14 protein-coding genes are annotated in these 18283 nt (G+C 71.2%); 9 read left to right on the top strand and 5 right to left on the bottom strand.

Going from position 1 to position 18283, the window contains the following annotated elements:
* Positions 1 to 5 precede the first annotated feature (5 nt).
* The 5 genes from AC07EJ_RS01120 to AC07EJ_RS01100 are packed head-to-tail and all read right to left on the bottom strand — an operon-like array spanning position 6 to position 7335.
* Positions 6 to 2186 (bottom strand): MGH1-like glycoside hydrolase domain-containing protein, encoded by a 2181-nt coding sequence (locus AC07EJ_RS01120; protein ID WP_478883469.1) that lies wholly within the window; start codon positions 2184 to 2186, stop codon positions 6 to 8.
* Positions 2183 to 4216: a beta-galactosidase gene (locus tag AC07EJ_RS01115; RefSeq protein WP_478883468.1), complete on the bottom strand. Its 2034-nt coding sequence runs from the start codon at positions 4214 to 4216 to the stop codon at positions 2183 to 2185. Before AC07EJ_RS01115 ends, AC07EJ_RS01120 begins: the two co-directional genes overlap by 4 nt.
* Positions 4213 to 5070 carry a carbohydrate ABC transporter permease gene (locus AC07EJ_RS01110; protein WP_478883467.1) on the bottom strand — a complete coding sequence of 286 codons (858 nt, stop codon included), beginning with the start codon at positions 5068 to 5070 and terminating at the stop codon, positions 4213 to 4215. The genes AC07EJ_RS01115 and AC07EJ_RS01110 overlap by 4 nt, the downstream gene beginning before the upstream one ends.
* A complete protein-coding gene (locus tag AC07EJ_RS01105; RefSeq protein ID WP_478883466.1) occupies positions 5067 to 5993 on the bottom strand; it encodes a carbohydrate ABC transporter permease in 927 nt (308 codons plus the stop codon). Before AC07EJ_RS01105 ends, AC07EJ_RS01110 begins: the two co-directional genes overlap by 4 nt.
* Positions 5994 to 5997: 4 nt before the next feature.
* Positions 5998 to 7335 carry an ABC transporter substrate-binding protein gene (locus AC07EJ_RS01100; RefSeq protein ID WP_478883465.1) on the bottom strand — a complete coding sequence of 446 codons (1338 nt, stop codon included), beginning with the start codon at positions 7333 to 7335 and terminating at the stop codon, positions 5998 to 6000.
* Between the two features lie 172 nt (positions 7336 to 7507).
* Between AC07EJ_RS01100 and gcvPA the strand changes: the two genes are divergently transcribed.
* The 9 genes from gcvPA to AC07EJ_RS01055 all read left to right on the top strand — a co-directional run bounded on the left by gcvPA (position 7508) and on the right by AC07EJ_RS01055 (position 18272).
* The gene (gene gcvPA, locus AC07EJ_RS01095; protein ID WP_389478787.1) at positions 7508 to 8899 is read left to right on the top strand and encodes an aminomethyl-transferring glycine dehydrogenase subunit GcvPA; all 1392 of its coding nucleotides are present in this window, start codon (positions 7508 to 7510) and stop codon (positions 8897 to 8899) included.
* Positions 8896 to 10494, top strand: a complete 1599-nt coding sequence (gene gcvPB / locus AC07EJ_RS01090) for an aminomethyl-transferring glycine dehydrogenase subunit GcvPB (RefSeq protein ID WP_478883464.1) — start codon at positions 8896 to 8898, stop codon at positions 10492 to 10494. Before gcvPA ends, gcvPB begins: the two co-directional genes overlap by 4 nt.
* 62 nt (positions 10495 to 10556) lie before the next feature.
* Positions 10557 to 11753 (top strand): ATP-NAD kinase family protein, encoded by a 1197-nt coding sequence (locus AC07EJ_RS01085; protein ID WP_478883463.1) that lies wholly within the window; start codon positions 10557 to 10559, stop codon positions 11751 to 11753.
* A gap of 54 nt (positions 11754 to 11807) precedes the next feature.
* Entirely contained in the window at positions 11808 to 12554 is a 747-nt protein-coding gene (locus AC07EJ_RS01080; RefSeq protein ID WP_389478783.1) for an SDR family NAD(P)-dependent oxidoreductase, read from the top strand.
* A gap of 49 nt (positions 12555 to 12603) precedes the next feature.
* Positions 12604 to 13245 carry a GntR family transcriptional regulator gene (locus AC07EJ_RS01075; RefSeq protein WP_116505580.1) on the top strand — a complete coding sequence of 214 codons (642 nt, stop codon included), beginning with the start codon at positions 12604 to 12606 and terminating at the stop codon, positions 13243 to 13245.
* 135 nt (positions 13246 to 13380) lie between these two features.
* A complete protein-coding gene (locus tag AC07EJ_RS01070; protein WP_389478781.1) occupies positions 13381 to 14670 on the top strand; it encodes a DUF4032 domain-containing protein in 1290 nt (429 codons plus the stop codon).
* Between the two features lie 96 nt (positions 14671 to 14766).
* Positions 14767 to 15816: a hypothetical protein gene (locus tag AC07EJ_RS01065; protein WP_389478780.1), complete on the top strand. Its 1050-nt coding sequence runs from the start codon at positions 14767 to 14769 to the stop codon at positions 15814 to 15816.
* A gap of 497 nt (positions 15817 to 16313) precedes the next feature.
* Positions 16314 to 17141, top strand: coding sequence for an MmyB family transcriptional regulator (locus AC07EJ_RS01060; protein WP_389478779.1), 828 nt, complete (start codon positions 16314 to 16316; stop codon positions 17139 to 17141).
* Positions 17142 to 17231: 90 nt separating this feature from the next.
* Positions 17232 to 18272 (top strand): type III polyketide synthase, encoded by a 1041-nt coding sequence (locus AC07EJ_RS01055; RefSeq protein WP_389478778.1) that lies wholly within the window; start codon positions 17232 to 17234, stop codon positions 18270 to 18272.
* Positions 18273 to 18283: the final 11 nt, after the last annotated feature.

Here is an 18283-nt window from a genome sequence, read left to right as displayed (position 1 = left end):
ACCAGCTACTTGTCGCCGCTCAGCATCGGCAGCAGCAGGGCCGCGGACCAGCTGAAGTTGGGTGAGTTGAGCGGGGCTCCTGTCGTCGGGTCGTAGTTCTCCATGATCGGACCGTTGCCGGTGAGGCCGGAGGCATGGGTGAGGAGTCGGTCGGTGAGGGCCTTCGCGTCCTTGTCGTAGCCGTACCGGCGCAGGCCGCCGAGGGCGAAGTAGGCCTGGTCGAACCAGACCGGGCCGCGCCAGTACGCGGTCGGCGAGAAGTAGGGGGAGCTCTTCGACACGGTCGGGAACGGGACGGCCGTCGCGAACTCCGCCGGGTCCGTGAGCTTGTCGCGCACGGCGCGGGCCTGCGCTGTGGAGGCGGTGCCGGTCCACAGCGGGACCGCGCCCTCGATGCCGCGGCCACGCGCCGTGAGGGGCACTCCGGTGCCGAGCGCGGTGTCGTGGAACCAGCCGTCGGCGGGGTCGTACATCGTCGTGCGGACGGCGGTGGCGGTCGCCGCGGACCGGTGCTGCCACCGGTCGGCCTCGGCCCGGCGCCCGAGCGCACCCGCGATGCGCGCCAAGTAGCCCTGATCGGCTGCGAGATAGGAGTTCAGGTCGACGGACTCCTGGTCGAGGGAGTAGCCGAGGAGGGTTCCGTCGTCCGCACGGTTGGCGACCACGCCCGTGCCGAGGCCCGCGTCGAAGCGCGGCGCGTTGTCCATGCCGCTCTCCCAGGCCGCGGCGAGGCGCCGCTCCTCGGGCGAGTCGTTGGCGGCGTCGACCGTGGCGCCGTACTCGGCGAGGCCGTTGTGGTCGTGGTCGCGGTTGCGGTACCACCAGGCCTGGTAGGCGGCGAGTTTCGGGTACATCTCCCGCAGGAACGCCTTGTCGCCGGTCTTCGCGTACACCTCCCACACGGCCCAGGCGGCCAGCGGGGGCTTGGAGTTGCGCTCGTTCCAGTTGCCGCCGCCGCGCGCGGGGTCGTTGTAGAAGATGGCGTCGGGGATCATCCCGGCGTCCTGCGGGCGGACCGTGGAGTCGGGGCGGATCTGCCGGTCGAACATGGAGCGGATCTGCGACTCGGCGAGGTCGGGTGCGAAGCGGGCGGTGCCGACGGCCTGCTTCCAGGTGTCCCAGGCCCAGAGGCCGCCGGTGAACCACTTGTAGGAGATCGAGGGCGTGATCCCGTCGTGCTTGATCTGCCCCGCCGCACTGCGCCAGTTGGTGACGAGGGTCTCCAGGGACTTGACGGCGGTGCGTCGCCGGTCCGCGGGAACACCTTGGGTCACCCCGGCCACGTAGCCGCGCCAGCGGGAGTCCGCCGCCGCGACGGCCGATGCCGGGCGGGCCAGGACGCCCCGCGTCCTCGCCTGCTCGCGGGTCCGTTCGGCGGCGGTGAAGGTGTAGGACTCCGTCCAGTCGAAGCTGTGCGAGCGGCCCGGCGCGAGGGTCACCGGCTCGGTGGCCTCGGTGCGGTACGTGTCGCCGTTGACCGTGGTGCGGACGGGGTCCTTGTGGGTGACCTCGAAGCGTTCCGTGCCGTCGGTGAGGTAGTCCCACGTCTCGCGGACCTTGGCGAAGTCGACGCCGACGCCGGAGCGGGTCGCGGTGAGCGAGGGGGCGTCCCGCATCGGCTTGTCGGCGGGGCGCAGCAGGCTGCCCGTCCAGTCGGCACCCAGTGTGCGGGGCACCGTGCCGGTGTTGCGAACCTCGGCGCGCACCAGCGCGCTGCGGTCGGTGGCGAAGCGGAGTTCGAGGCTGAGGGTGAGTCCGCGGCCGAGGTCGTACGTCTGGAGGAGCCGGCCGGGCAGTGAGGTGAACCGCGGTGTGCCGCCGCCGGCCAGGTCCAGGGTGCGGCCGTGTTCCGTGAGGCGGATGCGGCTGAATGACTTGCTGAGCCACCAGGGGTATTCCTGGGCGATGTAGAGGGGCCCGGGGAAGCCGCCGTACCCGTCCTCGTCACCGGCCTTCGGCAGGGCGTAGGCGTGCCAGGCGCCGCGGTCGGCGAAGACGGTGACGGGGTTGTTGTCCTCGTCGTCGCCGGGCAGGGCGGCGGCCGGGGTGCCGTGCAGGTCGAGGACGTCGGCGTACGGGGACGGCGGCGCCGGATGATGAGGGGCGGAGGCCGCTTGCGGTGCGGCGAGGGCGCCGCCCGCGAGGAGGAGTGCGGTCAGCGCGCTCAGATGCCGGTGTCTGATCACTTCTGGTTCTCTCCCGGGATGTGGGTGGCGATGCGCACAACGGCTGCGTCGAGCGGGCCGAGTGTGAGGTGGCCGTGGACGGCGGCGCCGGTGAGCAGATCGGTGCCGCCCGTGTGGAAGGCGCCGGTCAGCGGCGTCCGTGTGGCGTGGTCGGTGTGGTTGAGGACGAAGAGGTACGTGGCGTGCTCGCCGGTGCGGACGGTTGCCTCGACCCCTTCGGCGACGTCGAGCACGGGTCGTACGCCGGCGGCCCGCAGGGCGTTGTCGAGGACCGCACCGATGCCGTCGCCGAGGTGCGCACTCACGTACCACGCGGTTCCGCTTCCGTAGGGGTGGCGGGTGACGGCGGGGCGGCCGGTGAGCTCTCCGGTCGCGTACGAGTCGACGACCTCTGTATCGGGGCCTTCCGTCTCGAGCCACTCGCTCCAGAGGGTGGCCTCGGCGCCGGAGGCCAAGCGCACGGTCTCACCGTCGGGGACGGGCCAGAACTCGTCGACGGACACGCCGAGTACGTCCCTCAGCGGGCCCGGCGCGCCCCCGTCGTGGATGTGGTCGTGGCCGTCGACGACGCCGCTGAAGGGGCCGCACACCAGGTGGCCGCCGCCGCGGACGTATGCGGCGATGCGCTCGGCGCTCGAAGACCGCAGGAGGTGGAGGTTGGGGGCGAGGACCGCCCGGTGGCCGGTGAGGTCCGCGTGCGGGGGGACGAACTCGGCGGTGACGGCGCGGTTGTGGAGCGCCGCGTACCAGGGGCGCAGGAGGTCGGGCCAGCGCATGCGGGCCGAGGGGTGGTCGTCTGCTTCGAGGGCCCACCAGGAGTCCCAGTCGAGGACGATCGCCACGTCCGCCGGGGTGGTGGCGCCCGTGACCTCGCCGAGCCGGGCGAGTTCGGCGCCGAAGCGGACGGTCTCGTGCCAGCCACGCGACGCTGTGCCGCGGTGCGGGAGCAGGGCGCTGTGGTACTTCTCGGCGCCGGCGCGAGAGGCGCGCCACTGGAAGTACATGATGCCGTCGGCGCCGCGGGCCAGCGCCTGGAGGGACCACAGGCGTTGCAGGCCGGGCTTCTTGGGGACGTTGACGGGGCGCCAGCTGACGGCGGACGGTGCTTGTTCCAGGAGCAGCCAGGGCTTGCCGCCCTTGAGGGAGCGCATCAGGTCGTAGTTGAGGGCGGCGCCCACATGGGCGCGCGGGTCTGCGGGGTCCGGGTAGGCGTCGTCCGAGACGAGGTCCTCGTGCTCGGCCCACTTCCAGTGGTCGAGGGCCTTGAACATCGACATGAAGTTGGTGGTCGCCGGGATGTGGGGGCTCAGCTCGCGCAGCGCCTCGCGCTCGGCCCGGTGGCAGTCCAGGAGGGCGTCGGAGCAGAAGCGGCGCCAGTCGAGGAGCTGTGTGGGGTTCACCGGTCCGGGCGCGGTGCGCGGCGGTTCGATCTCGTCGTACGTGCCGTAGCGCTGGGACCAGAAGGCGGTGCCCCAGGCGTGGTTGAGGGCGTCGATCGTGCCGTAGCGGTCGGTGAGCCAGGTGCGGAAGTGGTCGGCGGAGCGGGCGCAGAAGCATTCGGTGACGTGGTCGCCGTACTCGTTGTGGATGTGCCACAGGGCGAGCGCCGGGTGCTGTGCGTAGCGTGCGGCGAGGGCGCGGGTCAGGCTGAGGGCGGCGGCGCGGTATTCGGGCGAGGACGGGCAGTAGTGCTGGCGCGAGCCGAATTCGAGACGCACGCCGTCCGCGGTGACCGGCAGGATCCCGGGGTGGGCACGCACGAGCCAGGCCGGTGGTGACGCGGTGGCGGTGGCCAGGTCGACGGCGACGCCGTGGGCGTGCAGCAGGTCGAGGAGCCGGTCGAACCACGCGAAGTCCCAGGTGTCCGGGCCGGGTTGGAGCCTCGCCCAGGAGAAGACGCCGACGGTCACCATGGTGACGCCGGCCTCGCGCATCAGCTTCGCGTCCTCGGCCCAGACCTCCTCGGGCCACTGCTCGGGGTTGTAGTCACCGCCGTAGAGGACGCCCGGGACCCGGGTCAGGCGGCTCATCCCTTCACCGCCCCGCCGAGCAGCCCGGCGACGAACTGCCGCTGGAAGAGCAGGAAGAGGGCCATGAGGGGCAGCGTCGCGAGCAGCGAGCCGAGCATCAGGCCCGAGTAGTCGACGTGGGAGAGCCCCGTGAGGGTGTTGAGCGCGACGGGCACGGTGTACTTGTCCTCCGAGTTGAGCATGAGCAGGGGCCAGATGAAGCTGTTCCACTGGGCCATGAACGTGAAGATGACCAGGGCTCCGAGCTGTGGGCGCACGCACGGCAGGACGACCTGGTAGAAGGTGCGCAGCTCGCCGGAGCCGTCGATGCGGGCCGATTCGAGGAGCTCGTCGGGGAAGTCGACGAAGCCCTGGCGCATGAGAAGGATGCCGAAGGAGTTCGCCAGGAACGGCAGGATCACGGCCTGGTAGGAGTCGATCCAGCCGATGCTCGCCATCATCTGGAACAGCGGGACGAGCAGCACCTGGAACGGGATCATCATGGTGGCGAGCACGGCGCCCAGCAGCAGGCCCCGGCCGCGGAAGCGGTACTTGGCGAGTCCGTAACCGCACATGGCGGAGATCAGGGAGCTGAGGGCCGTGTGGACGACGGCGATGCCGAGGCTGTTCAACAGGACACGGCCGAAGCCGATGGTGTCCTGGAGCCGCGCGAGGTTGTCGAGCAGGCGTCCGCCGGGCAGGAACGGCGGCGGCGAGTGGAACAGATCGGAGGTGGAGTGCGTCGCGGCGATCGCCATCCAGAGGAACGGCAAGAGGCTGACGACGGCGCCGGCCGAGAGGAACAGCCGCACGGCGAGGCGGCCGAGGCGCCGGGCCGGGTGGACACGTGCGGGGGCCTGCTGGAGGGCGGTCACCGGCGGCGCTCCCTTCCGAAGGCGACGTACTGGAGGGCGGAGATCGCGGCGATGAGGACCACGACGACCCAGGCGATGGCGGCCGCGTAGCCGAAGTCGAGCTGCTGGAAGCCGACTTTGTAGAGGTAGACGACCGGGGTGAGCGTCGCGTCGTCGGGGCCGCCGCGGGTGAGGACGTAGTTCTCGTCGAAGAGCTGGAGCGTGCCGATGGTGGAGGTGACCACGCAGAACAGGACGACGGGGCGCAGCTGCGGCAGGATCACCCGCGCGTACGTGGACAGGGTGCCCGAGCCGTCGATGGCGGCGGCCTCGTACTGCTCCTTGCCGATGGCCTGGAGTCCGGCGAGGAGGATGACGGCGTTGTATCCGGTCCAGCGCCACGTCAGAGACACGATCAGCGAAATGCGTGCCCAGGTGGGGCTGTTGAGCCAGTCGACCGGGCCGATGCCCACCGCGCCGAGCACCTGGTTGGCGAGGCCTCCGTCGGTCTTGAGGAGGACCTGGAAGACGACGGCGTACGCGACGAGTGTGGTGACGGCGGGCAGGAAGTGGACGGCGCGCCAGGTTCCCCGGAAGCGCAGCCAGGACTGGTTGAGGAGGACGGCGAGGACGAGGGCGAGGCCGATCATCACCGGGACCTGGACGACGAGGATGACCCCGGTGTTGGCCAGGGACTCGACGAAGGCGGGGTCGTGGATCATGCGCCGGTACTGGTCGAGGCCGACCCAGCGGGTGGCGCCCGCGTCCTCGGTGGTGAAGCTCTGCAGGAGGCTCGCGCCGAGCGGATAGGCGAAGAAGAGCGCGAACAGGGCGGCGGCCGGCCCGGCGAAGATCCAGGCGACGCGGCGCGGACGCCTGCGGCGGGGGGCGGCAGGGGCGCGGGCGGGTGCGACCGGCCGGTCGTAGGTGGTCTGGACGGCCATCGGGCTACTTCACCCTCTCGCGTCCGGTGGCTGCGGCGATCTGGGCCGCAGCCGAACTGAGCGTGGCGTGCGGGTCCTTGCCGCGCAGCATCACGCCGTTGACGGCCGAGATCATGATGTCGGAGGCCTTCGCGTCGTCCTTGTTGTACTCGACGGGCGGGATGCTGCGGGCGAGCCGGGCGAACACGTCGAGGGCCGGCTGCCCGCCGAAGTAGTCCTGTTTCGCGCTCAGATACGGGTCGTCGAGCGCCGGCAGATACGCCGGGAACAGGCCCTCCCGCTTCAGCATCGAGACCTGGTTCGCCTTGCCGGTGAGCAGGAACTCGATGAACGCCCAGGCCAGGCGCGGGTTCTTGCTCTGTGCCGGGACGCTGAGCGTCGAGCCGCCGATGTTCGACGTGCGGATGCCGTCGGCGGTGAATCCGGGCAGGGGCACCACGCCGAACTTCCCCTTTAGTTCGGGCATCTCCTCGGTGAGCGTGCCCGTCCACCAGGCCGCGGTGGGCGTGGTGGTGACCTTGCCCTCCTTGGTGCCGGTGACGAGCCCGTCCCAGCCTTTCTCGTAGTCGACGAGGTCCTTGTCATGCAGGGTCTTCATCAGCGTCATGGCCCGCACGGCCTCGGGTGTGTCGACGGCGACCCGGCCCCCCTTGAAGTACGACTGCCCCTGCTGCTGGAGCAGCATCGGCAGGATGCCCGCGTCGGTGGAGTCCAGGATGAGCAGCTTGCGGCCGGTGGCGTTCTTGGTCCGGACACCCGCCGCCACGTAGTCGTCCCAGGTCAGCAGGGTCTTGGGGTCGATCCCGGCGGCCCGGAAGTGGTCCGTACGGTAGTAGAGCGCGCACGGGCCGATGTCCCAGGGCAGGGCGAGGACGGCGCCCGCCTTGCCGGTGACGGTGCGCCATGCGGCGCGGTCGAAGTCGCCGCCGTAGCGGCCGCCGAGGCTCGTCAGGTCGTAGAACCCGCTCGGGAAGTTGGCCGTGTAGCGCGGCATGTAGCTGCCCTCGACCGTGAGGACGTCGGCGAGGCCCGAGCCGCCGCGCAGGCCGACGGTGATCTTGTCGTAGGCGTTGTCGTAACCGATGTCGACGACGTCGACGGTGGTGCCGGGGTGGCGCTTTTCGAAGGTGCGGGCCAGGCGCTTCATGGCCTTGGCGGCGACGTCCCACGACCAGACGGTGATCTCTCCGCTGACCTCGGCCTTCGCGTCCCCCTCCTTGCCGCTGATGTCGCGGGTTCCTCCGCCGCCCGCGCCGCCCATGGCGCATCCGGTGACCAGGGACGTGGCCGCGGTCGCCAGGCCTGCGACCAGAACTGCCCGTCGGGTGGGTCTCGTTGACACTCTTGCCTCCTGGAGCCTGAATGCCTAATGCTGTATTCAGAACACTGAATGACGGAGCTCGCCGTCAAGAGGTGTACACCCAAAGACTTTTGCTGCTGTGGTTCACAACTGCCATGACTGCCACGACTGCCACGACTGCCACAACTGAGTCGGCTCACGCGAAAGGCGCGGCATGACGTCACCCCAGGACTCCGCCCCCACGTACGTCCACCCCTACATCCCGAACGCGGTCCCCGCCGTGCGGCAGGCGATGCTCGAGGAGATCGGCGCGGCGAGCGTCGAGGACTTCTACGCCGACATCCCGGACGCCATCCGGCTGCACCGGCCACTCGACCTGCCGGACCCGCTGCGTTCGGAGGCCGAACTCACCCGCCACATGGAGGAGTTGCTCAGCCGCAACACCTCGACGCGGCAGGCGCTCAGCTTCCTCGGCGCCGGCTGCTACCAGCACCACGTCCCCGCGGTCGTGGACGAGGTGGTCAACCGCAGTGAGTTCCTCACGGCCTACGCGGGCGAGCCCTACGAGGACCACGGCCGGTTCCAGGCACTGTGGGAGTACCAGTCGATGATGGCCGAGTTGCTCGACGTCGAGGTCGTCAACGTCCCGGTGTACGACGGGTTCCAGGCCTCGGGAACGGCGCTGCGCATGGCCGGCCGGATCACGGGCCGGCGCCGCGTGGTCGTCGCCACGGCCGTCGACGCCGACAAGCTCTCCCGGATACGCGACTATGTGCGCCCCGACCACGACGTGACGGTCGTCCCCGTCGACCCGGACAGCGGCTGCGCCGACCTCGACGCCGTACGCGCGGCGCTCCGCGCCGGCGATGTGGCCGCCGTGTACGCGGACGCGCCCTCGGCGCTCGGCATCGTCGACGAGGCACTGCCGAGTCTCGCCGAACTCGCCCACAGCGCAGGGGCGTTGTACGTCGTGGGCTGCAACCCGCTCATGCTCGGCGTGCTCGCGCCGCCGTCCGCGTACGGCGCCGACATCGCGTGCGGCGACATCCAGCCGCTCGGCCTCCACCAGAGCTTCGGCGGCGGCAACGCGGGCTTCATCGCCACGCGGGACGAGGAGCCACTGGTCGCCGAATACCCGTCACGCCTGTTCGGTCTCGTACCGACGACCGTCGAGGGCGAGTACGGCTTCGGTGATGTCGCCTACGAGCGGACCTCGTTCGCGTTGCGCGAGGAGGGCAAGGAGTGGGTCGGCACGGCCGCCGCGCTCCACGGGATCGGTGCCGGGGTCTATCTCGCGCTGATGGGACCGCAGGGCATGCGGGAGATCGGCGACACGATCCTCTCCCTCACCGCCTACGCCCGCCGGCGCCTCGCCGAGGTGCCCGGCGTCGAGGTCCCGTACGGCGACGCCCTGCACTTCGCCGACTTCACCGTCCGCTACACGAGCGGCAGGACCGCCGCCGAGATCCGCGCCGACCTCAAGGAGCGGGGCATCTTCGGCGGCACCCCGACCGGCCCGCACGAAGCCGCGTACTGCGTCACCGAAGTCCACACCACGGCCGACATCGACCGGCTCGCCGCGACCCTCGAGGAGATCGTCAAGTGACCGCCGCGCACACGCCCGTGTCCGTCTCGCCCGAGGAGGCGCGCGTCGCCGACAAGCCGCGCCTGCGCCGCTTCCACCAGGCGTCCTGGGACGAGAAGCTGATCTTCGAGCTCGGTTCGCCGGGCGAGCGGGGCGTCCTCGTGCCCGCCGCCGATCCGTCCGCCGGCCAGGTCGAGATACCCGCCGCCCTGCGGCGCGCCGCACCGCCCGCCCTGCCCGAGATGTCCCAGCAACAGGTCCTGCGCCACTACTTGCGCCTGTCCCAGGAGAACCTCGGCGCCGACCTCAACATCGACGTCGGCCAGGGCACCTGCACCATGAAGTACAGCCCCAAGGTCAACGACCAGTTCGTGCGCGACCCGCGGATCGCCGCGCTGCACCCGCTCCAGGACGAGGACACCGTGCAGGGCGTTCTCGGCATCATCCACAGCCTGGAACAGCTCCTCAAGGAGATCTCCGGCATGGACCGGGTCTCGCTCCAGCCGGGCGCGGGCTCCGCCGCGATCTACACGAACGTGGCCATGATCCGCGCCTACTTCGCCGCACGCGGCGAGCTGGAGCAGCGTGACGAGGTGATCACGACGATCTTCTCCCACCCGTCGAACGCCGCCTGCGCGAAGACCGCCGGCTTCAAGGTCATCACCCTCCACCCGGACGCCGACGGCTATCCGGACCTCGAGGCCCTCAAGGCGGCGGTCGGCCCGCGCACGGCCGCTCTCCTCATCACGAACCCCGAGGACACGGGCATCTACAACCCGCGCATCGAGGAGTTCGTACGGATCGTGCACGAGGCGGGCGGCCTGTGCTCGTACGACCAGGCCAACGCGAACGGCATCCTCGGCATCACGCGTGCCCGGGACGCTGGCTTCGACCTGTGCCACTTCAACCTGCACAAGACGTTCTCGACCCCGCACGCGTGCGGTGGTCCGGCGGCCGGCGCGTGCGCGGTCACCGGGGACCTCGCGCCCTATCTGCCGCGCCCGACGGTCGAGTTCGACCCGGCGACGGGCGCGTACAGCCTGGACGACGACCGGCCCGAATCGGTCGGCAAGATGCGGCCCTTCTACGGAGTCGTTCCGAACCTGGTCCGCGCCTACGCCTGGATCATGTCGCTCGGCGCGGAGGGCCTGCGTGCCGCCGCCGAGACCGCCGTCCTCAACAACAACTACCTGCTCCACAAGGTGCGGCAGATCCCGGGCGTCTCGGTCCCCTACGCGGCCGGGCGCCCGCGTGTCGAGCAGGTCCGCTACAGCTGGGAGAAGCTACACGAGGACACCGGCCTGACTTCCGAGGACATCGGGCTGCGCGCGGCGGACTTCGGCACGCACTATTGGACCAGCCACCACCCGTACGTCGTGCCGGAACCCATGACGCTCGAGCCGACCGAGTCCTACACGCGCGCCGACCTCGACGAGTACGCGGCGATCCTCGCGGAGATCGCGCGCGAGGCCTACGAGGACCCGGAGACCGTGCGCACGGCCCCGCACCGGTCGACCATCCACCGGGTACGCCCCGAGGCCCTGGACGACCCGGCGACGTGGGCGGTCTCGTGGCGGGCTTACCGCCGCAAGGTGCTCGGCGAGGCGAACCGTTGAACGCGGCTCCGGCTCGCCGGGCGACCCCGAGGCAGGGGACCCGGCCGCCCAGGATCGGCCTGGTGGTCAACCCGGTTGCCGGGCTCGGCGGCCGGGTGGGGCTCGGCGGCACGGACGGCCCGGACCGGCCCCGCTTGGCGCTCTCGCTCGGGGCACACCCTCAGGCCGGAACACGTGCGGCCACAGCGCTGGGTGAACTCGCTTTGAGACTGGGCGAGTTGGCGGGTGCGGGGCGACCGCGACCGGGGGTGGCGCCGGGCTCGGGGGCAGGGCCGGGGTCGGCGGCGGGGTCGGGCTCACGCGTTGTCGTCGTGACGGCCGGCGGTTCTCTGGGCGCCGATGCCGCCGCGTCCACCGGGCTTCCCACGCGGGTCGTGTACGCGGCCGGGCACGGACGGGACACCTCTGCCGCGGACACGGCCGCCGCGGTGCGCGCCGTCGTCACCGAGGGCGTGGACCTGCTGCTCTTCGCCGGAGGCGACGGCACCGCGCGGGACGTGCTCGCCGCACTCGGGGGCGCGCCCTGCCCCGTACTCGGGGTCCCGACCGGCGTGAAGATGCACTCGGCCGTCTTCGCCGTCAGCCCGCGCGCCGCGGGCGAGGTCGCCGCCGCGTGGCTGACGCGCAGGGGAGCCGTACGCCTGCGGGACGCGGAGGTGATGGACCGCGACGAGGACGCCCTGAACGAGGGCCGTGTCACGTCCCGGCTCTTCGGCTGGCTCCCCGTCCCCGACCTGCCCGTCCGCGTGCAGCAGCGCAAGACCGGCAGCACCGCCACCGCGCCGGAAGCGGTCGGCGGCATCGCGGTCGACGTCGCCGAGCGCGTCGGCGACGGTCTGCTCGTCCTCGGCCCCGGCAGCACCACGCGCGCCGTCGCGGCCGCGCTCGGCGCGGACGTCTCCCTCACCGGCGTCGACGTGTTGCGCCTCCATCCCGTCCGGCCGCCGCGCGTCGTGGCCCGCGACGCCACCGAGGACACCCTCCTCGCGTTCGGCCCCGCCTGGATCGCGCTCTCCCCCATCGGCGGCCAGGGCTTCCTCCTCGGCCGCGGCAACCAGCAGATCTCGCCCCGGGTCCTGCGCGCGGCGGGCGGACGCGGCCGCCTGCTCGTGGTGTGCGCCGAACAGAAACTGGCCGCGCTCGGCGGCCGCCCCCTCCTTCTCGACACCGGCGACGACGCGCTGGACGCGGAGCTCTGCGGCCACCTCCCCGTGATCACCGGCAGGCGGCGCACGTCGCTGTGCCGGCTCGCCACATGACCTCCCAACCACCCGTCCCCTCCCCTCCCCGACAGCGGACACAAGGAGCCCAAGATGATCTCCCTTGACGGCAAGCGCGCCATCGTCACCGGCGGCGGAGCCGGTATCGGCCGCGCCACCGCTCAGGTCCTCGCCGAGCTCGGCGCCCGCGTGGTGATCGCCGACATCGACACGGAGGGCGGCGAGCGGACGGCGAAGGACACCGGGGGGACGTTCGTGCGCTGCGACGTGTCCCGGCGTGAGGACTGCGAGTCCGTGGTGAACACGGCGCAGGAGCACTTCGGCGGCGTGGACGTGCTCTTCAACAACGCCGGCATCATCCGCCGTTCCACGGTCTGCGAGATCACCGAGGACGACTGGGACCTGGTGATGGCCGTGAACATCCGCTCGGTGCTGCTGATGAGCCGCCTGGTGATCCCGGGGATGGCGGCGCGGGGCGGCGGCTCGATCGTCAACACCGGCTCGGGCTGGGGCATCCGGGGCGGCGGCCGGGCCGTGTCGTACTGCGCCTCGAAGGGCGCCGTCGTCAACATGACCCGCGCCATGGCCATCGACCACGGCCCCGACAACATCCGCGTGAACTGCGTCTGCCCCGGCGACACCGCGACCGGCATGCTCGCGGAGGAGGCCCGCCAGCTCGGCGAGAGCTCCGACGCGTTCTACGCCGATGCGGCCGACCGTCCGCTCGGCCGCATCGGGCAGCCCCGAGACATCGCGCAGACCGTGGCGTTCCTCGTCTCGGACGCCTCGGCTTTCCTGAGCGGGGCGATCATCCCGGTCGACGGCGCCGGTACCGCGTAACCCGCCGGTAGCGGATAATCGACCGGACCGAAGGGGAGGGCAGCCTCACATGCCAATCGAAAACCGCCCGCTGCGCGAACAGGTCAAGGAGGAACTGATCAAGCGCCTCGGGCGCGGCACGATCGCGACCAACGAGCCGATCAACGAGGGGCAGCTCGCGACCGAGCTCGGCGTCAGCCGGACTCCGCTGCGCGAGGCCCTGATCACGCTGGAGCGCGAGGGCGTCATCACCAGTGAGCGCGGCAAGGGCTTCCGCTTCACCGCGCTCAGCGCGCAGGAGTTCCGTGACCTGTCCGCGATCGTCGCGACGCTGGAGGCGCTGGCTCTCGAGTCCAGCGACCCCGAGCATCTGGCGGCGACGGCACCCCGACTGCTGGCGGAGGCGCGCGCGTTCTCGGCTCCGCAGGCGCCGCACGACGTCATAGAGCGGTACGACGACGCGTGGCACGACCTGCTTCTGTCGGGCTGCACGAACGACCGCCTGATGAAGCTGATCACCTCCCTGAAGGTGACGATGCACCGCTACGAGCGGGTGGCCCTGGGCGACCAGGACATCCTGGAGCGTTCCGCCGTGGAGCACGAGCGGATCGCCGAGTGCCTCCAGCGCGGCGACCTCGACGCGGCGGTCGTGGCGCTCAAGGAGAACTGGAACAGCGGCATGCACCGGATCCTGGAACACCTCAAGGACTGAGACCGACTCCGGGGCGGCGCGGCGCAGGTCCCCCGCGAAGCCCTGGGGCCGGTCCGCCCCCGGTCTTGACCCACGCCGCCCCTTCGGGTTCCGATCACCCGTGGACCCGCCGCGCGACCCAGGGACTGTGACCGCATGACACTGCAGATCAGCGCCACCAACCCCGAACACCCGGCCCTCCTCCTCGAACTCCCCTGGCACGTCCCCCTGGAGCGGTGGCCGGACGAGTACCTGGTGCCTCTCCCCCGCGGCATCTCACGTCACGTCGTCCGCTACGCCCGCGCGGGCAGCGAGGTCGTCGCCGTGAAGGAACTCGCCGAGCGGCCCGCGCTGCGCGAGTACGAGCTCCTGCGCACCCTCGACCGGCTCGCGATACCCGCGGTCGACCCCCTCGCCGTGGTCACCGGCCGCACGGACACCGCCGGCGCACCCCTCGAACCCGTCCTCATCACCCGCCACTTGGGCGGTTCGCTCCCCTACCGCTCCATGTTCGAGACGACGATGCGCCCCGGCACCGTGCACCGCCTCATGGACGCCCTCGCCGTCCTCCTCGTACGGCTGCATTTGGCGGGGTTCGCGTGGGGGGACTGCTCGCTGTCCAACACCCTGTTCCGGCGGGACGCCGGCGCATACGCCGCCTACCTCGTCGACGCCGAGACCGGGGAGCTGCACCCTCGGCTCAGCGACGGACAGCGCGCGTACGACATCGACCTCGCCCGGGTCAACATCAGCGGCGAGATGCTGGACCTGGAGGCGTCCGGCGCGCTGCATCCGTCCATCGACCCGATCTCGTTCGGCACGGAGATCGGGGAGCGGTACGACGCACTCTGGACCGAGCTGACGCGCACCTCCGTGTACCCGGCGGGCAAGCACCACTACATGGAGCGCCGCATCCGCCGTCTCAACGACTTGGGCTTCGACGTCGCGGAGATGCAGATCTCGCACGCGGACCAGGGGGACACGGTCACGTTCGTGCCGAAGGTCGTGGACGCGGGCCACCACCAGCGCCAACTCCTGCGCCTCACGGGCATGGACGCCGAGGAGAACCAGGCCCGTCGTCTCCTGAACGACCTGGAGAGCTGGATGGCCACGCAGGACGACTACGCTGCGGGCGATCCTCCCCCAAGTTCTCGGCTGCGCTCGAACAGGGGGAACCCCCATGCGGCGCGCTCCGAAGTCCTCGCCCACCGCTGGGTGCGCGACGTGTTCCGGCCGACCGTGCGCGCGGCGCGCGACCACGCGCCGGAGCGGATGGACGCGGCCGAGCTCTACCACGAGCTGCTTGAGCACCGCTGGTACCTGTCCGAGCGGGCGCAGCACGACATCGGTCTCGACGCGGCGGTCGAGGACTACGTCAAGAACGTCGCCGACCGCTCGCGCCCCTCCGACTCGCCGTCGGCGAAGGGGCTGCGGCCTTCCACCTGACCGGAACCGCCCGCTACGAAGATCGTCGGGGCGGAACCGGTGGCGCGGCCCCGTCGTGGTACCACCGAGGAAGTCGGGCGACGAGGGGAGACGATCATGGCCGGGAGTGTGCGGGTCGACGGGAACAGTCTGGTGCTGCCGGGCGGCGCGCGGGTGCGGTTCGTGCGCACGCTGCGCCTGCCGGAGACCGGAACGCATCCGCTGCCGCCAGGGCTCGGCGAGTTCCCGGTGCGCCGGGTCGAGGACTACGCGGACTCGGTGCCGCCGCAGTGGCGGGCCCGCGGCGGCGTGATGCTGCCGATGTACCTGCGTGAGGCGATGTGGCTGAGCTTCGCGGGAACGGCCGAACCGGCCGCGCTCCAGGTGGGCGTGGGCAAGGTGTGCGCCATCTCGGGGCTGCCGTGGAGCAGCCGGCTGTCCCGGGATCCGCAGAACTACGTGGTGCTGCCGCGCCAGCGGTGGCTCGACGGCATCAAGTCCGGGCAGGGCACGGTCCGGCAGTTCGTGGCGCTGCCCCTGGGGCTCGGTGCCACGGTCGAGGGCCAGGTCACCGGCGAGGAGACCTGGGGCGGGATCCAGCTCCAGGCCTTCGCCCTGACCGAGCCGGCGCTGGGGGCCTGGCGCGCGGAGGAGGCCCGCAAGCGGGAGGCGGCCGCGCGGGCGGTGCCACCGGCTCCCGGCGGCATGCAGTGGATGGGGTCGTCCGGCGGTTACGGGGCGGCACCGATGCCGGCCGCGCCGGGTGCGGCGCCCCAGGCTCAGGCGGCGCGTTCGATGGGACTCGGTGCGGGCGGCACGATGCGCCAGCAGGTGTTCCGGGACGACAGGCCCGCGTCCGACTGGGCCGAAACGGCCGCGGGCCGCGTGTTCGTGCATCTGGTGACGCCGCCGGACTGGCGCCGCATCACGGGCGAGGAGCCGCCGCCGTCGCCGGTGGACCGGGCCGCGTACACGAGGGCGGGTCTGCCCTGGTTCGACTATTACGACGAGGGCGCCGAGGATCTCGCGCCGACGGACACGCTCGGGGCGGTGAAGCCCGCGGGGGACTGGCTCGGCGACGATCACGAGCCGTGGCAGGCGCCCGGCGCGCACCAGGTCAAGCCCCTCGGGGACGCGGGCAAGCCGGTGGAGGACGGCGATTGGTGAGTGCGGGGTGCGGCGGGGCTGGTTCGCCGGCCCCGCTCTGCGGCCGGCCCGCGAGCGCGGCGGCTGTTGCCCGGCTGGGCATGCGCGGGCGGCCGGTACCGTGGCCGCTACGTAATGGCGAGTGACGGCACCGGCCGCAGCCAGTGAGCCCTTGATCTGCCCGGGAGAAGTGGCCGAACTGGGCCAAGCGATGCACTTTCCGGTCACATGGATCGGAATATGACAACTGGCCTTGCACTGTTCCCGAAACTGATCCGAGGGTTCGACGGATACCCAACACCGGGAAATTCAGCCATTTTCGAGCGTCCCGGTCCAGGTGTCCCATCGGCGTGGCCGCGCGGCCCCTGGCGTTCAAACCAGCAGGTCGTCGACCCCACGGGCTCCATCATGACGTACCGGCTGATCGTTTTCTTCGGGCAATGTTTATTACCAAAGACGATGGGAGTAATTAGACTGCACACGCTCAACTCGGCGTGGACCTCAAGGGATTACCCACCATGAACAAGACGGCGCTCCGCGCCCTGCTCCGTGAACGGCGCGCCCTGATAGCCCCCGAATCTCACGGCTTCACCCGCCCTACCGGCCAGGGCCGCCGGGCCCCCGGACTCTCCCAGCACCAGGTGGACCAGCTGCTCCACCGGACCCTGGGGACGTATCACCGGCTGGAGTCGGGCAGTTACCCCAACCCGCCCACAGAGCTGCTGCACGACGTCGCACAGCTCTTCGGCCTCAACGAGCAGGAGTGGGTGCTTCTCTGTCGGTACGCACTGCGCACGGACCCACCGGGCCCACTCCACCCCTCGTCCGGGAAGGAGGTGCCCGGAGTGTGGCAGGAGGCGGTCGACAGCATCGGACACATGGCGTACGTGACCGACGCGTCCTGGGATCTCCTCGCCTGGAACCAGCCCTTCGGCGCCCTCTTCCCCAGCCGTCGCATACCGGGGAACACGATGCGCTGGATGCTCCTGGATCCCGACGGCCGCAAGTCTTTGACGAACTGGCGAACGGCCTGGGCCCCGTTGGTGATGCCGCAGCTTCGGGCGGCCCTCGCCTCCAGACCGCGCGACGACACGTTGCGCCAGATCGAGAAGGAAGTCCTCGCGGACCCCGAGGCCGCACCCATCTACGAGTCGGGCGGCGCCTCCATCCACCCCGACGGGGACGAACGCCCCCTGATGCACGCGGTACACGGTCCCGGCTGGGTGACGATGTGCGCCGCGCAGCCCATGACCGCTCCCGGCGCGCGCCTGATCATCCTCGTCTTCCATCCCGGCGCACATCGCTCCCACACGCGTACGCCGATGCTCCGGGTCGGATGGCCATGATCAAGCTCCGTCCACCCGGGACGGGCGCATCTCGGTGAAGTACTTTGAGCGGCACCCCCCACATCCCGACCCAGCCCTGTGGGAGACACCGTGCCCGCCTTCGTCTCGATGCCACGAACCGTCCTCGGACCCCACAAGGTCACCACTGAGGACATAACCGACGACATACGCAGCCGTCACCCGGATCACCCGCGTCTCGCGGTGGTCCTGCGCGTCCTCGCCAACTGCGGAGTGCGCACGCGGTACTTCACCCGCCCCCTGGACTCCCCCACGGTCTCGGGTGCGGCCGGAGTACGCGAGCGCGCCGAGGCCGCGTTCGGTGATGCTCTCGCCATGGCGGAACAGGCCGCGTTGACCGCGCTCGACAGCACGGGTGTGCCGCTCGGAGACATCGACGCGATCGTCACCACCCACTCCACGGGCTGGTCCGTCCCCAACCTCGACGCCCATCTCGTCGCCCGGCTCGGGCTGCGGCCGACCGTACGGCGCGTAGCACTCACGACACTGGCCTGCGCGGGTGGCACCCAAGCCCTCATCCGGGCGGCCGACCTCGTCGCCGCACGTCCTCGAAGCAAGGTCCTGGTGGTGGCCGCGGAGACGATCTCCAGCGTGTACAACCACAATGACACCAGCATCGAATCGATGATCTACAAGGGGCTGTTCGGTGACTCGGCCGCCGCGACGATCGTCAGCGGGGAGCCGCTCGCGCCCGGTCTCGCGATCGACGACAGTTTCGAGTACGTCCTGCCGGACAGTCTCGACCGGTACAGCGGCCGGATCGACACCGACGGGCTGCACTTCGAATCCACCAAGAGGGCCCTGGCGGCCACGGACGACGTACAGCCCGCACTCCTGGACTGGGTCGGTACGCGCCCTCCGGGCTTCGTCGTCATCCACCCCGGCAGTCCACGCATCATCACCGACACGGCCACCGCCCTGGGCCTCACTCCCCAGGCCGCCCGCCACTCCACGGACACCCTCGCAGAGGAGGGCAACCTCGGCGGTGTCAGCATTCTCCGGGTCCTGGAGCGCACCCACACCGCGCCTCCGGCCGCCGGAACCAAAGGCGTCGCCGTCGCCTACGGGCCCGGCTTCAGCACCGCCGCCCTCCACGGCCACTGGCACGCCTGACCCACCGCTCC

It is taken from the genome of Streptomyces sp. NPDC045026 (assembly GCF_056432625.1).
This window is presented reverse-complemented; position numbering and strand designations above follow the sequence as displayed.